Source organism: Prochlorococcus marinus str. MIT 0918 (assembly GCF_027359415.1).
In the GTDB taxonomy this organism is placed as follows: Bacteria; Cyanobacteriota; Cyanobacteriia; order PCC-6307; family Cyanobiaceae; genus Prochlorococcus_E; species Prochlorococcus_E marinus_C.
In genome coordinates this window covers 1,238,681-1,258,413 of record NZ_CP114780.1, presented here as the reverse complement: position 1 = coordinate 1,258,413, position 19,733 = coordinate 1,238,681, and the positions used below count along the sequence as shown (strand labels likewise).

Sequence of the window (19,733 nt, the reverse complement as noted above, 5' to 3'; positions counted from 1 at the left end):
AATGAATATAAATATTCTAAAAAAGAAAAAATACTTGGTTATATTGTTATTATTAAATATTAATCTAAGTATTTTTACAAAGCCTGTTAAAGCATTAACTCCACATATATATTTGCCAAAAGAAAAGACATTGATAAATACTAGTATTAAACTAGGTATTATTGCATCACAATATATTAAGTATGGACAAAATAAAATAGCTATTAGCTTCGCAAAATTGGCTATTAAATTAAACCCTAAAGAATTACAATTATGGACTATTCTGAGTCAAGCACAATTAAATAACAATCTGTTAGATGAAGCTATTAAATCTATTGAAGAAGCTCAAAAGCTTAATCCTCAATTAGAAATATTATGGCGAAGTCATGCCTCTATTTTATTACAGCAAGGGAAACTTGAAAAAGCTATTTTATCAATAAAAAAAAGTATTAAACTTAATGATAATAATTCTAATTCCTATTTTTTACTAGGCAATGCAAGGCTAATGCAAAAAAATTATTCAAAAGCATTATTATCATTCAAACAAGCATCTAAAATAAATCCTAAGTTTTGGCAAGCTATAAACAATGAAGGCCTTGTTTATTACGAGCTAGGAAATAAAGGAAAAGCAATCAAAATTTGGAGAAAAGTTTTAAAACTTGAATCCAATGCTGAACCAAAACTAGCTTTGGCAATAGCGCTGTATTCATTAAATACTGACAATACTGAATCTATAGCATTAGCTAAACAAGCTCTAGAAGAAGACCCAAACTACTTTTATATACAACATCAGAAAGAGCAACTATGGGGAGAAAGACTTCAAAATGATGGAAAAAAACTTTTTAGAGACCCAAAATTAATGTCAACAATAAATACCACTTCAGAAAATACAAGCTTTACAAATAATCAATAACGATAAAACTAGAGGTAAATAAGCATAAGTTTGAATTATGCAAAATCTAGGGCTTCTCATCTTCTAAAAATTCTTTACCTAGATGTCTAAAGAACGCTTACAACCAATATCGCTACATCAAGAGATGCAGCGTTCTTACCTCGAATACGCAATGAGCGTGATCGTAGGAAGGGCATTGCCTGATGCTAGAGATGGCCTAAAGCCAGTTCAAAGGCGCATTCTTTTTGCGATGCATGAACTTGGATTAACTCCAGACCGCCCTTTTAGAAAATGTGCTCGAGTTGTTGGGGATGTATTAGGTAAATATCATCCACATGGAGATCAAGCCGTATATGACGCACTTGTCAGACTCGTTCAAAACTTTTCTAGTCGCTATCCAGTTTTAGATGGACATGGGAATTTTGGATCCATAGATGATGATCCACCAGCAGCAATGCGTTACACAGAAACGCGATTGTCTTCTATAGCGCATGAAGCCATATTGTCTGAAATTGAAGGAAACACAGTAGATTTCAATCCTAATTTTGATGGTTCCCAACAAGAGCCAGAAGTGTTGCCAGCTCAACTACCATTTCTAATTCTAAATGGTTGCTCAGGTATAGCTGTTGGTATGGCAACTAATATTCCACCGCATAATATCAATGAAATTATCGATGGATTAATCCAGTTAATAAAAAAACCTGAAATAAAAGAAGAAGATCTAATCAATATTATTCCAGGTCCAGATTTTCCAACAGGTGGAGAAATTCTATTAGGTAGTGGAACAAAAGAAACATATATAAAAGGTAAAGGAAGCATACCTATGAGAGGAATTTCACATATAGAAGAAATAACTCCAGGCAAAGGTAAACATAGAAAAAAAGGAATAATAATAACAGAACTTCCTTACCAAGTTAACAAATCAAACTGGATAGAAAAACTCGCTGACTTAGTCAATAATGGAAAAATTGATGGAATTGCAGATATAAGAGATGAAAGTGATAGAGATGGAATGAGAATAGTTATTGAATTAAGAAGAGATGCTGATAGTGAAAAAACACAAAAGCTTCTATATGATAAAACAAGCCTTCAAAATAATTTTAGTGCAACATTACTTGCATTAGTTAATGGACAACCAAAACAACTTTCTTTAAAAGAATACTTATTAATTTTTCTTGAGTATAGGGAATTAACAATACAAAGAAGAACAAAAAATAAACTTAAAAAAACTATTCTTAGATTAGAAATAGTTGAAGGGTTAATAAAAGCATTAAAAAACTTAAGAAAAGTAATTAATTTACTTGAAAATGCAGCTGATGCAGCTGATGCAAAAACAAAAATAATGGAAGAATTATTCCTTAATGAAAAACAATCAGAAGGAATACTATCAATGCCATTGAGAAAATTAACAAATTTAGAAACACAATCTCTATATAATGAGCTGGATGTTTTAAAAACAATAAAAAATGATTTACAAAAATTACTAGATAATAGAAATGTTCTTCTAAAATTAATGATAAGCGAATTTAAAACTCTTCAGAAGAAATTTGGAAGTAAGAGAAAAACTAGATTGAAAGAAGGTGGAGATGAGTTACTAGCTGAAAGAAATGCTAATTTAAGACCTAATGCAGAGCTTCAAAGAAAAAAAGCTTTTGAAGGACTTCCTAAAGATGGCACTCTATTAATTCAAAGTAATAATGAAGTAAAAATCTTAAATCCAAGAATTCTAAAAAAATTAAACTTAAATGAAAGCTGTATAATAGGGGAAGAACCAAGTCCTGCAAATATCATATGGCCGATAATAAAAAACCCAAAAATTATTGCAATAACAAATACAGGGAAAATCGCACTTCTTAAATGGGAGTTTGCAGGATTACAGCCTGGTAAAATAAATAAGTTTCTTCCATCAGGTTTAGAAGGAGAAATTGTAATCAGTTTAATACCATTAGTTAATAATAATAATCTAAGTTTAGGCTTACTCAGTAGTGATGGTAGATTTAAAAGAATTAATATTAATGAAATATTAGATTTATCTGGTAGAGCAACTACAATATTAAAATTAAAAAATAATGTATCACTAAAGTCTGCCTTTTTATGTCATTGCGAAGGGTTTTTAATTATAGTTAGTGATATAGGAAGAATAATAAAGCTGAGAGTGAATGATATAACAATGCCAACAATGGGCAAGCTTGCTCAAGGTCCAATATTAATGAAAATGTTACCTGGAGAAAATATAATAAGTGGTTTATCAATCGCAAAAGATAAAGCTTGTGATTTAATATTTGTTACGCAAAATGGTAACGTTATCAAAAAGTATAGTGATGATATAAATATTTATGATAAAGGTGATATGGGAACTATTGCGATTGAATTAATAGAAAATAAAAATAAAAAAGAAAGGGTTGTTTCAATGTATAATGGAAAATATCTTTCAAGTGTAATTACAAATACAGGAAGAAATGGTAGGGTTTCATCAAATCAATTAATTAACATAGAGTACAATATTAAACAAAATAAAGCATTTAATTTAAATAGCGGAGAAAGTATAGAAAGTATTATTCCTTTAATTGAAGAAAAAAACTATAGTTTCTTCGATTGAGAAAAACTAAGAAGAATATTCTAATTCGACCCAATCTAAATACTCATTAGTTACTTTACCAGTAACATAATTACCATTAAAGCAAGACAAATCAAGATGTTTAACACATGAATCATTTAATATAGACTTTTCTAAATCAGTTATATCCTGATATACCAATTTATCAGCTAATAATATGTTTTCAATTTCTTTAGTAGTTTTATTATAAGCAATTAATTCTCGTTTAGATGGCATATTTATACCATATACATGTGGAAATCTAATAGGAGGAGCTGCTGAAGTAAAATACACCTTATTTGCTCCTGCTAATCTTGCCATTTGAACTATTTCTCTAGAAGTAGTTCCTCTAACTATTGAATCATCTACAAGTAAAACATTTTTGCCTTTAAATTCACTTGACATAGCATTTAATTTTTGACGAACAGATTGTTTTCTTAAAGCTTGTCCAGGCATAATAAATGTTCTTCCTATATAACGATTTTTAAAAAATCCTTCACGATATTCAAGTCCCAATTGTCGTGCAACTTGCATCGCAGAAGGTCTAGAAGAATCGGGAATAGGCATAACAACATCAATATCACCAGATGATATTTTTTGCTTAACAGTATTAGCAAGGTGATCGCCCATACGTAATCTCGCTTCATAGACAGAAATCCCATTCATAACAGAATCTGGTCTTGCTAAGTAAACATATTCAAAAGAACAAGGAAATAATTGGGGGTTATTTGAACACTGTTTTGAAAATAATTTTCCTTCATTAGAAATAAAAATTGCTTCTCCTGGCTGAACATCTCTTACAACTTCAAAATCATTATTTTCTAAAACTAATGATTCACTTGCAAGTATCCATTCTGTTTTTTTATTCTCAACTATTTTCTTACCTAAAACTAAAGGTCTAATACCAAAAGGATCTCGAAAAGCAAGTAACCCATATCCAGAAATTAATGCAATTGATGCATAAGACCCTTCTACTCTTTTATGTAATGAAGTAACAGCAGAAAAAATATGTTCTGGAGATAAAGAAGAACCATGAATTTGTGCTTGAATTTCAGTTGCTAAAATATTTAAAAGCATTTCTGTATCACTAGAAGAATTAGTATGACGTCTATCAATATTAAAAAGTTGAGCTTCTAATTCTCTTGTATTAGTAAGATTTCCATTATGAACAAGAATAATTCCATATGGAGCATTTACATAAAATGGTTGGGCCTCATCTTCACGATGAGCTGCACCAGTAGTAGCGTAACGAACATGTCCTATTCCAATATTTCCACGTAAGGTCCTCATATCTCTTGTTCTATAAGCATCTTTTACGTGACCCTTAGATTTATGTAAATGAAAAACACTTCCTTCCATCGTTGCTATGCCAGTAGAATCTTGCCCTCTATGTTGTAATAACAACAAGCTATCGTAGATCCTTTGATTAATCTCAGTATTAGAAACTATTCCAACAATACCGCACATAATTATTTAATAAGTAAAATGAATTTGTAAATAATCATCTAATATAAATTTAATGAAATTCTACTAGGAATAGAACCTTCAAATACAGATTCCAACTCTTCTATTTTTAAATTAACTAGATTCTTATCATAATTATTAATTAATAGTTTCTTTTCATCAGTTACTGTTCCAATCAAGGATGCAGGTACTTTATATGAATTTTCATTATTAAAACTATTTAAAGTCATTTTAAATTGTTCATGCATTGATGAAGAAATACTGATAATTATTCTAGATCCTCCTTCTCCAAACAAAACTTTATCTATTCGATTATCACAAAAGGAAAAATTACATTTAGCTCCTAAACCGGAAGTCATTGATGCCTCTGCTAAAGCAATTGTTATTCCTCCATCACTTATATCATGTGCTGTCTTAATCAAACCTTTAAAAATTGAGTTTCTTACAAATAATTGAATAGTCTTTTCAAGATGTAAGTCTATTAATGGTGGTCGACCTGTATTAAGTTGAAAAATATTTTCTAAATAAGAACTTCCTGCCAAAGAAACATGTTCGCCTTTTTTATCAAGAATATCCAAAGGAATCCCTAATAACCATATTTCATCTCCCTCATTACTCCAGCCTTGACCGACAGTTTTGGTTAAATCTTGTACTAAACCAACCATTCCAATAACTGGAGTTGGTTGAATAGGGATTTTTTTATCATCTATTAAAGTCTCATTATATAAAGATACATTTCCACCAGTAACAGGAGTATTTAGAAAACTACAAGCTTTGGATATACCTTTACAGGACATTGCTAATTGCCAATAACCAAGAGAATCTTCTGGAGAAGAAAAATTCAGATTATCTGTAACAGCTAAAGGTGAAGCACCAACACATGAAAGATTTCGTGAAGCCTCTGCTACTGAAGCAATTGCTCCTCGTTCAGGATCTAAAGCAACCCATCTATTAGAACAATCAACAACAGCAGCAACTCCTCTGTTTGAATCAGATTTATTATTTTCAATAGGTCTCAATCTAATAACAGCTGCATCAGCAACTCCAGGAGAAATTACAGTATTATTTTGAACTTGATAATCATATTGACTGTAAATCCATCTTTTAGAAGCAATTGTTGGATCATCTAATAATTTTAATGTTATTTGATTCCAAGTTAAAAGTTTATTTTGAATAACAATCCCCTTTTCTTGATCTATTGGTAATTGATCTTCTTTCCAAAGCCATTTTAATTTTAATTCTTTAGGTATTTCAGATATTAATTCATGTTTATTAATAGGAGTATTTTCAGCTAAAGCATCTGCTGGCAAATCTACAACAATTTTATTTTTATAAAGAACACGAACAACATTATCTTTTAAAACTCTTCCTACAACAACAGCATTTAAACCCCATTTTGTAAAATGCTGCATTACATGTTCTTCCTTACCTGGTTGAACAACAAATAACATTCTTTCTTGTGATTCTGATAATAAAAAATCATAAGGTTCCATTCCTTCTTCTCTTGCTGGAACCAAATCAAGATCAAGTTCTATACCAACTCCACCTTTAGCAGCCATTTCTGAGCAACTACAGGTCAATCCTGCAGCTCCCATATCTTGCGCTGCGATTACATATCCAGTTTTAAAAGCATCTAAACAACCTTCAATTAAACCTTTCTCCAAAAAAGGATCACCAACCTGAACGGCTGGTCGATCATCTAATGAAGATTGAGTAAGTTCAGAACTTGCAAAACTAGCTCCTCCCATACCATCTCGACCTGTAGTACTTCCAACATAAATAACTGGAAAATCAATTCCTTTAGCACCTGAACATACAATTTCATCAGTTTCCATTAGACCTAAAGCCATAGCATTTACTAATGGATTTCCTGAATAACTTTTATCAAAAGAAATTTCACCGCCTACAGTTGGAACTCCTATACAATTTCCATAATGAGCAATACCGGAAACAACACCTTGCAATAGACCTATATTCTTTGGATTATCAAGAGGACCAAACCTTAGAGAATTTAAAACTGCTATTGGTCTAGCACCCATAGTAAAAATATCTCTTAAAATTCCACCAACTCCTGTTGCAGCACCTTGAAAAGGTTCAATAGCAGAAGGATGATTATGACTTTCAATTTTAAAAGCTAATCTTTGACCTTCTCCTAAATCAACTACTCCTGCATTTTCACCAGGGCCAACTAAAATATGTTTACCTTCTGTGGGAAAAGAAGATAACAAAGGCTTTGAATTTCTATAACAACAATGTTCTGACCACATAACCCCAAACATTCCCAATTCAGTACGATTAGGAGCTCTTTTAAGACGCTTACAAATTTCTAAATAATCGTGTTTTTTTAAACCCTCTTTTAATAAAGCTGTAGAAACATCATAATCTACACGATAAAAATCAGATTTTATAAGATCTTCAAAATCATTTAGATTCATATTTAAATCCATGGATCTTCTTCATTTCGAATATTAGTATATTCATCAGAAGAATAAATTTCATCTTCATTAAATTCAGAATTATCATTAAAATTCGAATCAAATAAATTATCTTTAAAATTTTGCATAGGATTATCATCTAACCACCCTTCTAACCTTCCATTAGCTATGGTAGATATTTCATTAAAATTAGTTTTTAGCTCTTGAGTTTTATTAATTAAATCTTGTTTTATACTACTTTTTATAAGTGGTAAATCATCTATAGAATTAATATTAGATGAAACAAAACCAGGCTCCTGGTCTATAATTTGATTTAAATCAAATTTCCATCTACTTGTTCCAGGAATTTTAGGATTACTTCTTGAAACTAAATAATATAATATTTGACCATTTTTAGTATCAAAAATCAAATCAGCAATAGTAGCAATTTTTTCACCATATTGACTAATTAAATCTGCATCTAATAATGTTGGAAACCTATCTAATGTAGCTTGATCAGAATCTGAAGGATTTCCTCTTACATATGCTTCTGTATTAGTCAAAGCTTTTAATTGATTCAATTGCCAAACATGGCGCTTAAGGCTTAATCTAGAAGGTCTCGAAGCCCATCCTAGTACACGATGTACAGGAGGATACATCCAAGCTATAACTCCATTTCCATGATCTAAACCTTGATTACAACGAACATTTCGTTGTAAAAGATTGCTTAAAAGATAATGTTTTGGGATATTCAAATTATGAACGCATTTGTACAGGCATTACTAAATAAATAAAATTATTATTTTGATTGTTTGGGGTAAAAATTGCAGGAGTAGTAGGAGCATTAAATTTAAGTAAGATAGTATCTGTTTGTATAATTCTTAATCCATCCAATAAATATTTAGAGTTAAATGCAATTTGTAAATCATTACCATTATATTTAATAGGAATTGATTCAGATCCACTACCTAAGTCTTGAGCATCTGCAGTAATATTTAATATTTGTGATTCTTGATTTGTAGAAATTCTTACAACATTATTATGTTGTTCTGCTAATACAGAAATTCTATCTAAAGCTGAAATAAAATCATTACGATCTAATTCTAAAGTATTAGCAAAGTCTTGAGGTACAAGCTGATTATAATTTGGATAATTTCCTTCTAATATTCTTGTAGTAACTATTTGATCAGCAGAAATAAAAACAGCTTGACCACGATCATAAAAAAAAGTAATTTCATTATCTGATTTACAATTAGAAATAAACCTTTCTACTTCTCTTAATGACCTAGAAGGAATTGTAATCTCAATATTTTGATTCGATAGTTGATGATCTTTATCATCAATTATTACATCTTTCAATTTTAAAATAGCTAGTCTATGGCCGTCTGTAGCAGCAGTTTTTAAAGAAGTTCCATCAAAACTTAAATTAACACCTGTTAAAATTTGTTTAGCTTCATCTGAACTACTAGCAAATAATGTCGCTCGTAAAGAGTTTGCAAAAGAAATTGAATTTACTTTAAGAGATAAGCCATTTTCAACCATTGGCAAATCAGGAAAATCATCTGCACTCATAGACCTGACTTGATAGGTTCCACTCTTACTTATTAAATGGACTAAATCCTCTGATTCATCACTAGAAATAGTTATTGGTGAATCATTAGATAGTTTAGAAATGATTTCGCCAAATAACTTTGCTGGTACGGTAATAGCTCCACTATTTTCAATCGAAGCAGCTAAAGAAGTCTGTATTCCTAAATTTAAATCAAATCCAGTAAGACGTAATTTTCCTGTTCCAGCATCTGCTGTTAACAATATATTTGCCAAAACAGGATGGGTTGGACGAGAAGCTACAGCCCTACTCACAAGTTGAAGGGCAGAGTTAAGTTCCGTTTGAGAGCAAATAAATTTCATTTTTACAACCTAACTAGGAATCCTGAAAATGTAATCCCAAGTTTTCATAGTTTTAAAAATCGACCTCTGTTTCTACTTTCTTATTCAAGTTTATTTAAAGAAAAACAAATACAGTAGTAGTAGGTCCTGTGGAAGTTGTGGAAAAACGCCTTTTTCTCATATGATTAAAGGATTTTTCATTAAGGTAACTTGTGAAAATAATTTTTCATTATGTGGATTTATTTTTATGTTTCCACAGATTTTTAGTTATTTGTTGAAAATTAAAAACTAAACATCGATATTATTATTGTTTTCCACAGTTTATAAGTTAGAAAAACTCAGTCTTCCTCAGCCAGAAAAATAATCGTCTTTGTGTATATGTTTAGAAGCCCATATTCTTTGCAACTATTTCTATACTCGGATCAATACCAGATTTAAAAATAGAATCATTGTTTTTGATAGCGCAATCAGGATCTTTTAATCCATTACCAGTTAACACACATACAATCTTAGAATTTTCAACAACATATTCTTTTAATTTGATTAAACCTGCTACAGAAGCAGCACTTGCAGGTTCACAAAAGATGCCTTCTTTACTTCCTAATAATTTATAAGCATTTATTATTTCCTCATCAGTGACTGATATAAACTTTCCATTACTATTTTTATTTACCTCTATTGCCTTTTCTCTATTAACTGGGTTTCCTATTCTTATTGCTGTTGCAATTGTTTCAGGATTTTCTATTGTTTTATTTAAAACTAATGGAGCAGAACCTTTTGCTTGAAAACCCATCATCTTAGGTAATTTTTTCGATATTCCAGCTTTATAATATTCATTAAAACCCATCCAATAAGCACTTATATTTCCAGCATTTCCCATTGGTATACACAGCCAGTCAGGAGCTTCATTTAATGAATCTATTATTTCAAAAGCCGCTGTTTTTTGACCTTGTAAACGATATGGATTAACAGAGTTTACTAATGTAACAGGATAGTTTTTAGCTATTTCTTGAACAATTTTTAATGCCTTATCAAAATTTCCTTTAATAGCTAATATTTCTGCACCATATACTAATGCTTGAGCTAATTTACCTTGAGCTACATAACCATCAGGAATTAAAACATAACATCTCATATTACCTCTCTTAGCATAAGCAGCTGCTGATGCTGATGTGTTTCCTGTACTTGCACAAATGACTGCTTCACAATTATTTTCTTTTGCTTTACTTATTGCCATAGTCATTCCTCTATCTTTAAAAGATCCTGTAGGATTTAGACCATCATATTTAGCGTAAACTTTTACATTTTTACCAATTAATTTATTAATAGATTCTAATTCAATTAGAGGTGTTGCGCCTTCTTGGAGTGTAATAATAGGAGTATTTTTATTAATTGGCAGCCATTTTTCATAAGCTTGTATAAGCCCAGGCCATTGTTTAAAAGTCTTATTTTTATTATTTATTTTTTTACTTAATTTTTGTAAGAGTTGATTAACCATAGTTAATAGTAATTTTTGGTTGGTTCAGCTTTCAGTTTTTCTAAAGGTGAATCAGAAAAAAATCTAACTAGTTCATTCAGTGATTCTACTTTGTTAATGACTTTAGATAACTCTGTTACATCTATTGCAATAACCTTACTAGGATAAGCTTTTAAAAAATCAATTAAAGATATTGATTCATCTTCTAAGTCTATTGCTTTTATTGCACTTGCTTTTAGAGCAAGAATGCTAATAGATTCTTCTTGAATTCGATGAGGATATAATATTTTTGATATTCTTTTTAAAATTACTTCGCCAATTTCACTATAAAGTAATCTACTTGTAAGTTCTATAGGAGCCTTATATCTTTTCTTTAAAATATTTTTTATTTCTTCTTGATTTTGATTTTTAACTGCTTTTGCCAGGAATCCTTTTGCTTTTCCTTTAGTTATAAAATCTTCCAAATCTTTAATATATATAGTTCTAGAGAAAATACTTTTTATTAGTGTTATTTCTTCAGCAGCAAAGGCACTTGATGGATAAAAACTAAATATTGTGATGCATAGAAAGCTAAACAATAATTTTTTTAGTTTATTTTTTTTCATTTATTGTTCTACACCAGCTGCTAATTTAATCGCGCGTACAACGCTTTTCTTAGTTACTCTGTTGGCTATATTTAACCCCATTTCCATTGCCATAGGCTCCTTTAATATTCTTTTGGTTTTATTGATTATCAAATCTCTGTTAAATTCTGGCATCTCTTGCAAAATTTTAAGAAGCTTCTGTATTGGTTCAATTTCGTCCATAAAGCTTTTATCATTAATTAAACTATCTTTTATACTAGTTGATTGAAATCTTTTGGGAAGTCTTTTATTGATTGTTTTCATTGTATAAAGATTAAAGATGTCAAATCTTTCAGCAATTGTGTTTACTAGCTCTTCCCTTAATAAACCACCTTTAGGAGAAAATAGAAAATCTAATACTTGATCCATTAAGTTATTTAAATCAATTTCTTTTTGTTTTGCAGCACTTAATATTAGTCCTTCAAGTCTAGTCCATTTGAAAGTATTACCTTCGAATAGCATTTCTTTTAAGCTTTGTCTTAATTGGGGATCTGGATCTTCCATCAACCTTCTTGCAAAATATGGATATGCGGCACCAAGAATTTTAAAATTTGGATCAACACTAAGTGCAATGCCTTCAAGAGTTATAAGAGATCTAATAATTAGAGCATAGTAAGGAGGGAGTTGGAATGGAAATTTATACATTAAACCAGACATGTCATCAGTAACTGTTTTGAAATCCATTTTGCTTACCCCCATATCTATAGCACTTGAAAATACTTTTTCAAATGCAGGAATAATTGGATTTAAATCAACTTCTTCAGATAAGAAACCTAACTTTACAAAATCTTTTGATAGTTTTTCAAAATCACGATTAACTAAATGAACTACAGCTTCAATTAAACCTGTTCTAGATCTCGTTGTGACTTCACTCATCATTCCAAAATCTAAATAACATAATCTTCCATCTTTTAGGGCTAATATGTTACCAGGATGTGGATCAGCATGAAAAAAACCATGCTCCAATAATTGTTGTAAACTGCAATTCACCCCTATTTCTATTAAATTATTAGGTTCAATTCCTAGTCTCTTAACACCATTTATATTTGTTAGTTTGACACCTTCTATCCATTCCATTGTTAACACTCTTTTACTTGTGAACTCTCTATAGAACTTAGGAGCAGCAATTTTTTTATTTTTTTTATTTAACTCTGCAAACTTTTCTCCATTATTAGCCTCATTTAAATAATCCATTTCTTCAAAAACTCGTTTTCCTAGCTCATCAATTAATGCAACTAAATCACTTCTTATGAGGCCTACATATTTATTTAGCCATAGAGCAATATTTCTAACAATATATAAATCTAAAGTAATTTGTTCTCTTAATCCAGGCCTTTGAATTTTTACAGCAACTTTATCTCCATTCATTAGCATTGCTTGATGAACTTGACCTAAAGAAGCTGCAGATATTGGCTCTTTTTGAAACCATTTGAAAATATTTTTATAATTTGTACCTAAATCTTCTTTTATACATTCTAATGCTAATTCTGGTTCAAACCCAGGCAATTGATCTTGTAATAGAGCAAGTTCTTCAAGAACTAATTGTGGAACTACATCTGGTCTGGTTGATAATGCTTGTCCAGCTTTAATAAAAGCAGGGCCTAGATCTACTAATAGTCGAGTAAATTCATTTGCACGTTCTTTTGCCCTTTTTTCATTTTTTAATATTCCTAATATTTTTTCAAACCCTACTCCTATTAAAAAAAGAGATATAGGAAGTAATGTTTCCCAAAGCCTTTTGAGTAATCTTTTTGGATGCTTTTTGTAAATATTACTGATTGCCAATGGATCATATGATTTCAACCCAGCTGCTTCAATAAAATCACCAAGTTCTTTTGTCATTTGTGGCATGGTGTTATTTGCCCCCTTCTAATTAATAGAGGAATTAGCTAGCGTTTGTTTGGCTACTTTAAATAATGTGCTGCTTAGTCTGCGACTCTATAACATCGCTCTTATAGATAGCTTAGAACTATCTTTAAAAAAAGGGTTTTCAGTGTTTACAGGAGAAACTGGAGCGGGTAAGTCCATTTTTCTGTCAGCGATTGATTCTTTATTAGGTAGAGGCTTTAGCAGCTCTTCTTCTCGATTGATACGTGTAGGTGCTCAGGAAGCATCAATCGAAGGAGTTTTTACTCTTGATTCCGAAGTAAAAAATTGGCTGAATGAAAATTCTTTTGATTTTGATGATCATGATGAACTCGTAATTTCTCGTGAGTGGAAGTTTAAAGATGATCGTTTGATGAGTCGAATTAGGTTTAATGGTCAAATTGCCAATAGAAAGCAATTACTTGCTCTTAGACCTTTGTTAGTTGATTTGGTAGAACAAGGCCAATCACACCATTTATATTCTTCTGGCCATCAACTAAGTCTCATAGATAATTTTGGCACTGATGAAATTGATAAGTTATTAACTAAAGTCAAACAAAAGTGGGATAAGTGGTATTCATCTCATATTGCTTTACAAATTGCACAGAAAGAATTTGATAATAGTGAGGATGAGTTTATAGCCATTCAATCATTTTTGGATGATATTAATTCAGCTAACTTGGATGATCCACAAGAGGATTTAATATTAACAAAAGAACAAGATCGTTTAGTTCATGGTGTTAGGATTTATGAGTCTTTGCTCTCATTATTTAATAGACTAAAAGAGAATTCTGATAATTTTCCGTCCGCATTAGATCATTTTTATTATTGTATAAATGAATTAAAAATAATAAGTAAATTAGATTCTTCTTTAACATCGCACTTGGATAATTTATTTGAATTATCTAATGGATTAGATCAGTTTTTAAAAACATTAGAATCATATCAAATGGTTTTAGAATCAGACCCTAATAAGTTAGACGATGTTCAAAATAGATTATCATTATTAAATAGGCTCAAAAAACGTTATGATCTTGATTTGCCAGGGATTATTAATCGACGTGATTCTTACCTAAAGGAATTAAGTTCTGGGAATACACTTAAATGCTCTTTAAAAGACTTAGAACAACAAGAAATTGCTTTTAGATTAGAAAGAGATGAGATTAATAGCTCTCTTACTAAATTGCGTATGAAATGTGCAAAAAAATTAGAAGATAATCTTATTTTATACCTACAACCATTAGGGTTGGAAAATATTCAATTTAAAGTTTCTTTTGCATCTTCTATCCCTTCATCACTAGGTGCAGATTCAGTAGAGTTTTTGTTTTCAGCAAATGAGGGTCAGCCTCTAGCTTCTTTATCAGATATTGCCTCTGGAGGAGAACTTTCTCGCTTTTTGCTTGCTTTAACAAGTGTTTTAGCTGAAGTTAGTGGATCAAAGACGTTAATTTTTGATGAAATTGATTCAGGAGTGAGTGGTCGTGTAAGTACTGCTATTGCTAAAGCATTAAAAAATTTATCTCGATACAAACAAGTTTTTTGTATTACACATCAGCCTCTTGTAGCAGCTTTAGCCGATCATCATTTTTCTGTATCTAAGACAGTTGAAAATGGCATGACTAATTCAAAAGTCTTATTGTTGCAGGGATTTCAGGAACGTAAATCCGAAATAGCTAAACTAGCTGGAGGTGATTTTGAGCAGGCAAGTATTTTTGCTGCAAGTTTGTTGGATAACAAAGCAGCATAATGAGCAACAATTTTTCTAAGATTATATGATTAACTTTCTGTAGAAAGAGGACCCTCAGTGGGGAAACAAGACGCTACTCACAAATCTTTATTATCCGATTCTTTGGAAGAAGTTATAAGGATTCGAGGTGCTAGACAACATAATTTAAAAAATGTTGATCTTACTATTCCTCGTAATAAATTTATTGTTTTTACTGGGGTTAGTGGAAGTGGTAAGAGTTCATTAGCTTTTGATACTATTTTTGCTGAAGGACAAAGGAGATATGTAGAAAGTCTTTCAGCATATGCTAGACAATTTCTAGGACAAGTAGATAAGCCGGATGTAGATGCTATCGAAGGTCTTTCACCTGCGATTTCTATTGATCAAAAATCAACAAGTCATAATCCACGATCAACAGTAGGGACAGTTACGGAAATCAAAGATTATTTAAGACTTTTATTTGGTCGTGCAGGTGAACCTCATTGCCCAGAATGTAATCGAGACATTCGGCCTCAGACAATAGATGAGATGGTCGATCAAATTCTTACTTTACCTGAAGGTACAAGGTATCAATTATTAGCTTCTGTTGTTCGAGGTAAAAAAGGAACCCATTCGAAATTGCTTTCTGGTTTGGCTTCGGAGGGATTTGCCAGAGTAAGAATCAATAAGGAAGTGCGAGAATTATCTGACAATATCGAGCTCGATAAAAATCATTCTCATTCCATTGAAGTTGTAGTCGATCGTTTGATTGCACGAGAGGGAATTCAGGAACGTTTAACTGATTCCTTACAAACAGCTTTAAAACGGGGAGATGGACTTGCAATTGTTGAAGTTGTCCCAAAGAAAGATGAGAAGTTGCCTGACAATATAGAGAGAGAAAGGCTTTTTTCTGAAAACTTTGCTTGCCCTGTTCATGGTGCAGTTATAGAAGAATTATCTCCTAGATTATTTTCTTTTAATAGCCCTTATGGTGCATGTCCTGATTGTCATGGTTTAGGCCATCTCAAAAAATTTACTAGTGATCGAGTTATTCCCGACCCTTCTTTACCAGTTTATGCAGCAGTTGCCCCTTGGAGTGAGAAAGAAAATTCATATTATTTTTCATTATTATTTTCAGTTGGTGAAACTTATGGATTTGAAATTAAGACGCCTTGGAAAGATTTAACACAAAACCAAAAAGACATTTTGTTGAATGGTAGTGAAGAGCCAATTTTGATCAAATCTGATAGTCGTTATAATAAACAAGAAGGATATAAAAGATCATTTCAAGGTATATTGCCTATTTTAGAAAGACAATTACAAGATGCTAATGGAGAATCAGTTCGACAGAAATTAGAGAAATTTTTAGAATCCGTTCCCTGTTCTACTTGCTCTGGTAAAAGATTACGTCCGGAAGCTTTAGCCGTTAAAATCGGCCCTTATTCTATTAACGAATTAACTGAGACTAGTGTTTCTGAAACACTAGATCGTATTGAGAAGTTGATGGGACAAGGCAAGTCGAGTAAATCTGAGCCTTTGCTTTCTTCTAGACAAATACAAATAGGTGATTTGGTTTTAAAGGAAATTCGTTTAAGATTGAAGTTTTTACTTGATGTAGGTCTAGATTATTTAAGCTTGGATAGACCGGCAATGACTTTGTCTGGTGGGGAAGCTCAGCGAATAAGGTTGGCAACTCAGATTGGTGCAGGGCTTACAGGGGTTTTGTATGTGTTAGATGAACCCAGCATTGGATTACATCAAAGAGATAATGATAGATTATTGACTACCCTTCAAAGACTACGTGATCTTGGTAATACATTAATAGTTGTTGAACATGATGAAGATACTATACGTGCTGCTGATTATTTAGTAGATATTGGCCCAGGTGCTGGTATACATGGTGGTAAAATTATTGCTAAAGGAACATTAGATAATCTATTAAAAAGTAAAGACTCTTTAACAGGTGAATATTTAAGTGGCAGGACATCTATTCCTACACCATTGGAAAGACGTAAGGGTGTCAATCGCAATCTGCGTTTGATAGGTTGTGATCGGAATAATTTGAAAAATGTTTCTGTTGATTTTCCTTTAGGTCGTCTAGTTGCTGTTACAGGTGTTAGTGGAAGTGGGAAAAGTACATTGATAAATGAATTATTACATCCTGCGATTAATAATCAATTAGGTTTAAAAGTACCTTTTCCTAAAGGATTAGAAGAATTAAGAGGTGTGAAATCAATTGATAAGGTTATCATTATTGATCAATCTCCTATTGGTAGAACACCTCGTTCAAATCCAGCAACTTATACTGGAGCCTTTGATCCTATTCGTCAAATTTTTGCTGCTTCTGTAGAAGCAAAGGCACGCGGATATCAAGTAGGTCAGTTTAGTTTTAATGTTAAAGGAGGACGTTGTGAGGCTTGTAAAGGTCAGGGTGTAAATGTTATTGAAATGAACTTTCTACCTGATGTATATGTCCAATGTGATGTTTGTAAAGGAGCTCGCTTTAACCGTGAAACTCTGCAAGTGAAATATAAAGGATATACTATTGCCGATGTTCTAGAGATGACTGTTGAGCAATCTGTAGATGTATTTTCCGCGATTCCTCAGGCTGCAGATCGGTTAAGAACATTGGTTGATGTTGGTCTTGGTTATATTAAATTAGGGCAACCAGCTCCTACTCTTTCTGGAGGAGAGGCTCAACGAGTGAAGCTTGCTACGGAGCTTTCACGTCGTGCTACAGGAAAAACTCTTTATTTAATTGATGAACCTACTACTGGGTTAAGTTTTTCTGATGTTCATAAGCTTATGGATGTTCTTCAAAGATTGGTTGATAAAGGCAATTCAATGATTGTTATTGAGCATAATTTAGATGTAATTCGTTGTTCAGATTGGATTATTGATTTAGGACCTGAGGGTGGAAATTTAGGAGGACAATTGGTTGTTCAGGGAACACCTGAGGATGTAGCAAATTGTGCAACAAGCTATACAGGACAATATTTAAAACAAGCTTTAAATAAATACAGATAAATGTAGTATTTGCTTTGCATTTCTATATAAATTACGTTTTGGAATTCTTTTAAATTTGATCAGATGACTTCCCTCGCAATGCTTTCAAGGAATAAAGTTTTTTTAAATTCAAAATTGTTATTCTTTCTTTAGGTTTGATTGACTGAAAATAAATTATGTAGTTATGAACTTTGGAGCAAAAAATTATGGGTTTAAAGCTCCTGCATCTTCATTTACATGGCTTAATTCGCTCTAATAACCTTGAATTGGGAAGGGATTCAGATACTGGTGGTCAAACATTATATGTTAGTGAATTAGTTAAGGAATTAGCTGCTTGTCCTGGAGTAGATCAAGTAGATCTTGTTACTCGTTTAATTCAAGATAGAAAGGTTTCATCCGATTATTCTCAAGCTAGGGAAAGGATTACTTCTAAATCCCAGATTCTTAGATTACCTTTTGGACCCAAAAGATATCTTCGTAAGGAATTATTATGGCCTTATTTAGATGATTTAGCAGACCGATTAATACACACCTTGCAAGACCATGAAAGATTGCCTGATTGGATTCATGCTCATTATGCTGATGCAGGATACGTAGCCTCATTAGTTTGTAATCGTTTAGGTATTCCATTTGTCTTTACAGGTCATTCATTAGGAAGAGAGAAGAAGAGGCGCTTGCTTCAATCGGGGATGGATCATCAACAGATCGAAAACATCTATTCAATTGGTCGACGTATTGAAGCTGAGGAATTGGCTTTATCTCAAGCTAATTTGGTTGTAACAAGTACTTTGCAAGAAACCAAATCACAATATGCTCGATATAGAAATTTTGTAGAAAAACAAGCACAAACAATTCCTCCAGGTGTTGATTTAAAACGTTTTAATAATCAAGAGTTATCTTCTTCACAGTTTTCTGAGACCTCAGCATTATTTTCTTCTTTTTTAGTTAACCCTGAGCTACCTCCTTTGTTAACAATTTCCAGAGCAGTTAGAAGAAAAAATATTCCTGCGTTAATAGAGGCTTTTGGCCGTTCTTCATTATTAAAAGAGCGATATAACCTTGTCTTAGTTCTTGGAACTAGGAGTGACTTATCTCAATTAGATAAGCAACAAAAGGAAGTTTTTCAACAGATTTTTGAATTAATTGATCGATATAATCTATATGGGAAAGTAGCTTATCCTAAATTTCATCGACGCGATCAAATTGCCTATATTTATAGATGGGCAGCTCAGTTAAAGGGTTTATTTGTGAATCCTGCATTGACAGAACCTTTTGGATTAACATTGTTGGAAGCAGCTGCTTCTGGGCTGCCTATTGTTTCTACAGATGATGGTGGCCCCAGTGATATTTTATCTAAATGTCAAAATGGATTATTAGCAGATGTTACAGACTTAGATTCTCTTAAGCAAGTTCTAGAAAAAGCTTCTGTAAATAATAAAAATTGGAATTTGTGGAGAAACAATGGTATTGAACGAACACAAAAATATTTCAGTTGGCATTCTCATGTAGAAAGATATTTATCTTTGATGACAAATCAATTTGACATTAATAACACTCATAAATTGGCTAAAGTTATTCATTTGTCTGGTATTAAAGCAAGTTGAAGGAAAGTTGATTCTTCAGTTATAAAGCCCCATTCGTTAAAAATATTTGCATTGGTATGAGTAATTATTTTTTTGTCTTTTTTTCTTTCTAAAGAAAAACCTGCTTTTGCCAATTTTCGCATTATTTTTGCAGATTCTTCAAAACGATAGGCCATTGCATCTAGAGATTCACAATCTTTAGTGAGACCAGTTTCTTTCCAGGTGAAATAGCCCATAG

13 protein-coding genes are annotated in these 19,733 nt (G+C 31.8%); 5 read left to right on the top strand and 8 right to left on the bottom strand.

The genetic code is table 11. The annotated features are described in order from the left end of the window. The first annotated feature begins 1 nt into the window (after position 1). Positions 2–892 (top strand): tetratricopeptide repeat protein, encoded by an 891-nt coding sequence (locus O5636_RS06840; protein ID WP_269622065.1) that lies wholly within the window; start codon positions 2–4, stop codon positions 890–892. An 82-nt stretch (positions 893–974) separates the two neighbouring features. Next, positions 975–3,470 carry a DNA gyrase/topoisomerase IV subunit A gene (locus O5636_RS06835; RefSeq protein WP_269622064.1) on the top strand — a complete coding sequence of 832 codons (2,496 nt, stop codon included), beginning with the start codon at positions 975–977 and terminating at the stop codon, positions 3,468–3,470. A gap of 6 nt (positions 3,471–3,476) precedes the next feature. Here O5636_RS06835 and purF read toward each other — a convergent pair whose 3' ends face one another. The 7 genes from purF to O5636_RS06800 all read right to left on the bottom strand — a co-directional run bounded on the left by purF (position 3,477) and on the right by O5636_RS06800 (position 13,177). Further along, positions 3,477–4,934 carry an amidophosphoribosyltransferase gene (gene purF / locus O5636_RS06830; RefSeq protein WP_269622063.1) on the bottom strand — a complete coding sequence of 486 codons (1,458 nt, stop codon included), beginning with the start codon at positions 4,932–4,934 and terminating at the stop codon, positions 3,477–3,479. A 38-nt stretch (positions 4,935–4,972) separates the two neighbouring features. Then, complete coding sequence (gene purL / locus O5636_RS06825) at positions 4,973–7,378, bottom strand: phosphoribosylformylglycinamidine synthase subunit PurL (protein ID WP_420063759.1); 2,406 nt, start codon at positions 7,376–7,378, stop codon at positions 4,973–4,975. Then, on the bottom strand, positions 7,369–8,100 hold the full coding sequence (locus O5636_RS06820; protein WP_269622061.1) for a PRC-barrel domain-containing protein: 732 nt from the start codon (positions 8,098–8,100) through the stop codon (positions 7,369–7,371). Before O5636_RS06820 ends, purL begins: the two co-directional genes overlap by 10 nt. A 1-nt stretch (position 8,101) precedes the next feature. After that, positions 8,102–9,256, bottom strand: a complete 1,155-nt coding sequence (dnaN, locus tag O5636_RS06815) for a DNA polymerase III subunit beta (protein ID WP_269622060.1) — start codon at positions 9,254–9,256, stop codon at positions 8,102–8,104. Positions 9,257–9,617: 361 nt separating this feature from the next. Continuing rightward, positions 9,618–10,733 (bottom strand): threonine synthase, encoded by a 1,116-nt coding sequence (gene thrC / locus O5636_RS06810; RefSeq protein WP_269622059.1) that lies wholly within the window; start codon positions 10,731–10,733, stop codon positions 9,618–9,620. A 2-nt stretch (positions 10,734–10,735) separates the two neighbouring features. Further along, a complete protein-coding gene (locus tag O5636_RS06805; RefSeq protein WP_269622058.1) occupies positions 10,736–11,317 on the bottom strand; it encodes an alpha/beta hydrolase in 582 nt (193 codons plus the stop codon). Continuing rightward, positions 11,318–13,177, bottom strand: a complete 1,860-nt coding sequence (locus O5636_RS06800) for an ABC1 kinase family protein (protein WP_269622057.1) — start codon at positions 13,175–13,177, stop codon at positions 11,318–11,320. It abuts the gene before it with no gap. A gap of 76 nt (positions 13,178–13,253) precedes the next feature. On the opposite strand from O5636_RS06800, the gene recN reads away from it, so the two are divergent. The 3 genes from recN (at position 13,254) to O5636_RS06785 (ending at position 19,516) form a co-directional block, all read left to right on the top strand. Then, positions 13,254–14,948, top strand: coding sequence for a DNA repair protein RecN (gene recN, locus O5636_RS06795; RefSeq protein ID WP_269622056.1), 1,695 nt, complete (start codon positions 13,254–13,256; stop codon positions 14,946–14,948). Between the two features lie 57 nt (positions 14,949–15,005). After that, complete coding sequence (gene uvrA, locus O5636_RS06790) at positions 15,006–17,933, top strand: excinuclease ABC subunit UvrA (protein WP_269622054.1); 2,928 nt, start codon at positions 15,006–15,008, stop codon at positions 17,931–17,933. 185 nt (positions 17,934–18,118) lie between these two features. Then, the gene (locus O5636_RS06785) at positions 18,119–19,516 is read left to right on the top strand and encodes a glycosyltransferase (protein WP_332299704.1); all 1,398 of its coding nucleotides are present in this window, start codon (positions 18,119–18,121) and stop codon (positions 19,514–19,516) included. On the opposite strand, the gene O5636_RS06780 is transcribed toward O5636_RS06785, so the two are convergent. After that, on the bottom strand, positions 19,489–19,731 hold the full coding sequence (locus O5636_RS06780; protein ID WP_269622053.1) for a hypothetical protein: 243 nt from the start codon (positions 19,729–19,731) through the stop codon (positions 19,489–19,491). The two genes, O5636_RS06785 and O5636_RS06780, sit on opposite strands and share 28 nt — an antisense overlap. Between the last annotated feature and the right edge of the window lie 2 nt (positions 19,732–19,733).